At 61.5% G+C, this 3,523-nt stretch carries 5 protein-coding genes; all 5 read right to left on the bottom strand.

Translation table 11 applies throughout. From position 1 onward, the window contains the following. Positions 1-336: 336 nt before the first annotated feature. Positions 337-561 (bottom strand): DUF6434 domain-containing protein, encoded by a 225-nt coding sequence (locus EN906_RS27075; protein ID WP_127271397.1) that lies wholly within the window; start codon positions 559-561, stop codon positions 337-339. Between the two features lie 73 nt (positions 562-634). Beyond that, the gene (gene glpX / locus EN906_RS27070) at positions 635-1,618 is read right to left on the bottom strand and encodes a class II fructose-bisphosphatase (RefSeq protein WP_127271399.1); all 984 of its coding nucleotides are present in this window, start codon (positions 1,616-1,618) and stop codon (positions 635-637) included. 203 nt (positions 1,619-1,821) lie between these two features. Next, entirely contained in the window at positions 1,822-1,989 is a 168-nt protein-coding gene (locus EN906_RS27065; protein WP_013531988.1) for a Thivi_2564 family membrane protein, read from the bottom strand. A 71-nt stretch (positions 1,990-2,060) separates the two neighbouring features. Further along, positions 2,061-2,417, bottom strand: coding sequence for a hypothetical protein (locus tag EN906_RS27060; protein WP_127272497.1), 357 nt, complete (start codon positions 2,415-2,417; stop codon positions 2,061-2,063). A 132-nt stretch (positions 2,418-2,549) separates the two neighbouring features. Then, positions 2,550-3,523, bottom strand: a 974-nt coding sequence (locus EN906_RS27055) for a homoserine dehydrogenase (protein WP_164777386.1), incomplete at its 5' end; no start/stop codon positions are given.

Below are 3,523 nucleotides of genomic sequence, written 5' to 3'. Positions count from 1 at the left end.
AAGCACCCGCGCGACGATGTCGGGCACGCCATGGCCTTGCGCGATGGCGAGCGCAATCATGTCCTGGCGTTCTGTCAGCCGATGTTCCCAGGAAATCCCTGATACTGACTGCCTGACATCGAGGAAGAGGCGTTTTTCGCCGGTCATACGCTTTGCCAACTCATCGTTGGCCGCACGATAATGCATGTCGCCCATAAGTGGGCAGCGGTTTTGGGGCGACGACCTGCATTGGCAACAATTTTAAGCGCGTCGCGTTCACGCGACGCTCTATAGGCCAAAGGCAGGCAAAGCCAAGCGATTCACGGATGTGCGCCGTCCCGGAATAGGTCAAGAAAACTACGCTTTCCGCTTTTCAGCCTGGCGCCGAAGCCATTCGTCGGCCGCATCGCCCATCGTCTTTTCCACACCGTCCTTGAGCCAGGCCATGAAAGGCCGGTCAAACCTGAATGCATCGCCGCATTCCCGGATGAGAAAGCGACGCACATTCTGGGTGTTGCGATAGAACTTTGTGATGGCGGTGGCACGCGAAATCGGATCCGCATGCCAGTCGAACGGTTCCATCGTCAAATCCTTGCAGCCAGCATCGGATGCGCCCGAATGGCTAGCAATTGCAAGGTGGCTTCGCAAGCGAGCGTCAGAACTTATCCAGATCCTGATGGCGGGCCTTGATCTCGCGCACCGTCCGCGACGACGAGCGCAGCACGATCGTGTGGGTGGTGATGTAATTGTGGCCGAATTTGACGCCAGCCAGCATGTTGCCGTCGGTGACACCGGTGGCCGCGAACAGCACATCGCCGCGCGCCATGTCCTCCGTCCGATAGACCCGTTTCGGATTGGAAATACCCATCTTTGCCGCGCGAGCAACCTTTTCCGGCGTGTCGAGGATCAGCCTGCCTTGCATCTGGCCGCCGGTGCAGCGCAGCGCGGCAGCGGCCAGCACGCCCTCTGGTGCGCCGCCAGTGCCGAGATAGATGTCGATGCCGGTTTCTTCCGGATCCGTGGTGTGGATGACGCCGGCGACATCGCCATCGCCGATCAGCCGGATCGCGGCACCCGTGGCGCGCACGGCATCGATCAGCCTGGCATGACGTGGCCGGTCGAGAATGCAGGTGGTGATATCCGATATGGCCACGCCCTTCGCCCTGGCGAGGCTGGCGATGTTCTCAGCCGCCGAGGCGTCGATGTCGATGACGCCGTCCGCATAGCCCGGACCGATGGCGATCTTGTCCATGTAGACGTCGGGCGCAAACAGCAGGCTGCCCTTTTCGGCGATCGCGATGACCGCGAGTGCATTGGGCAGGTTCTTGGCGCAAATCGTCGTGCCTTCGAGCGGATCGAGCGCGATATCGACGGCCGGACCTTTGCCGGAGCCGACTTCCTCGCCGATGTAGAGCATCGGCGCCTCGTCGCGCTCGCCTTCGCCGATCACCACCGTGCCCTTGATGGCAAGCCGGTTGAGTTCCTGGCGCATGGCGTCGACTGCGACCTGGTCGGCCGCCTTTTCGTCGCCGCGCCCGCGCAGCCTGGCGGCCGCGACGGCGGCTCGTTCGGTGACGCGCACCAGTTCCATGGTGAGTATCCGGTCAAGGCCGGCGACGATGTTCTGGGCCACATTCATCTGGTGATTTCCTCGTTGGCAATGCGGCCTCCCGCCGGAGGCGGCCTGTTTTGTCAAACCAGCATGACAACGGCAAGACCTACCGAGGATTTTATCGAATACCCAACAATATCAATCGATTAAACCGCATCCTTAAACAAGACTGGCCCGATCGCCGTGCGCCGGGCCAGTCTCAAAACGGTAAAAATGGCGGCGTTCGCGGCCTAGAAAACCGCGAGGTATTTGAGCAGTGAAATGATGCCGATGATGATGACGATCACCTGAACTATCTGTCTCATCCGGCCATCGAGCGGCAGGCGTTGAACCAGATAGAGAACGAGGATGATGACGAGGAATGTGATCAGGATGCCGATCAATGCTGATGAAGCCATGGTGCCCTCCTTAAAAGTGATGTGCTGAAAACAAGCGAGTGGGCCGGAAGCCCGGCCCTATCGCGCTGCGGTCAATACCAGCGGCGGGAGGTATCGTTCGTCGATTGACCAATGGCGAAGCCGGCCAGAAAGCCGAGCAGGCCGATCACGCCGACCAAAGCTGTCGTCGTACCTGGATTTTCACGCGCGACCTCCGAAACAGCCTGAGCCTGGCTGCGCAGCTGTTGCGCCGTACGCGAAGCGCGGCTCGCGGCCGTGTCGTACAACTCGGACGCCTGTTCGCCGGCGTCGTCGAGCATCTCCGCGCCCCGCGCCGAAATGCTCTTGTTGATCCTGGTGATCTCCTTGCGCAAATCGGCAATCTGCTTTTCCAGCGTCTTCTGGATGTCGTCGATATTAGGGGTGTCGGACTTGTTGGTATCGGCCATGAAGCGGTTCCTCTGGTTGCTGACCAAGAGAACGGCGACGACACCAATTCGTTCCCGCGTGGCGGCTGTCCCCACCAGACCAGACCTCAATGCCTGCGGGATTCCTGTCCCGCAGGGCCTATCGGGCGAAAGCTACCCTGCCCGCTCGATGCGGATGACCTGCGGCTTGTCGGTCAGATGGCCATCCTTGGTGATGCCATCGACGGCCTTGCGCACAGCAGCCTCCGTCGTCTCGTGGGTGACGAGGATCACCGTCTTCTGTGCCGCCGCCTCGCCATTGACCGCGTGCTGGACGATCGATTCCAATGAAATGTCATTATCGGCCATGCGCTTGGCGATTGCCGCGAAGACGCCGATGCGGTCATGCACGGTCAACCGGATGAAATAGCCGCCGGCATGGCTGCGCATCTGCGCCTTCTTGTAGGGTTTCAGCTCCTTCGCCGGCCGTCCAAAGACCGGACCATGCTGGAAGCCTGGCCGGCTCTTGGCGATGTCGGCGATGTCGCCAATGACGGCCGAGGCGGTGGCGTTGCCGCCGGCACCGGGGCCTGACAGCAGCAGTTCGCCCAGAATGTCGGTCTCGATCGCCACCGCATTGGTGACGCCATGCACCTGCGCGATGACCGATGCCGTCGGCACCATCGTCGGATGCACGCGCTGCTCGATGCCGCTCTCGGTGCGCTGGGCGACACCCAGCAGCTTGATCCGGTAGCCAAGATCGGCGGCCGCGCGGATGTCGGCCTGGGTGATGTTGGAGATACCTTCCATATAGATGTCGTTGGCGGCGATCCTGGTGCCAAAGGCAAGGCTGGTCAGGATCGACAGCTTGTGCGCGGTGTCGTGGCCCTCGATGTCGAACGTCGGATCGGCTTCGGCATAGCCCAGCCGCTGCGCGTCCTTCAGGCAAGCATCGAACGAGATGCCCTCGGCCTCCATGCGCGTCAGGATGTAGTTGCAGGTGCCGTTGAGGATGCCGAACACGCGCGTAACCGAATTGCCGGCCATCGCCTCGCGCATGGTCTTGATGACGGGAATGCCGCCCGCCACCGCCGCCTCATAGTTGAGCAGAACACCCTTTTTCTCGGCGATCTCGGCCAGCGCCACGC

Origin of the sequence: Mesorhizobium sp. M7A.F.Ca.CA.004.06.1.1 (genome assembly GCF_003999135.1) — a bacterium.
GTDB lineage: Bacteria > Pseudomonadota > Alphaproteobacteria > Rhizobiales > Rhizobiaceae > Mesorhizobium.
This window is presented reverse-complemented; position numbering and strand designations above follow the sequence as displayed.

Coding starts and splice junctions, on each gene's coding strand:
- glpX (WP_127271399.1), bottom strand. CDS start 1,618: ATGAATGTGGCCCAGAACATCGTCGCCGGCCTTGACCGGATACTCACC.
- EN906_RS27075 (WP_127271397.1), bottom strand. CDS start 561: ATGGAACCGTTCGACTGGCATGCGGATCCGATTTCGCGTGCCACCGCC.
- EN906_RS27065 (WP_013531988.1), bottom strand. CDS start 1,989: ATGGCTTCATCAGCATTGATCGGCATCCTGATCACATTCCTCGTCATC.
- EN906_RS27060 (WP_127272497.1), bottom strand. CDS start 2,417: ATGGCCGATACCAACAAGTCCGACACCCCTAATATCGACGACATCCAG.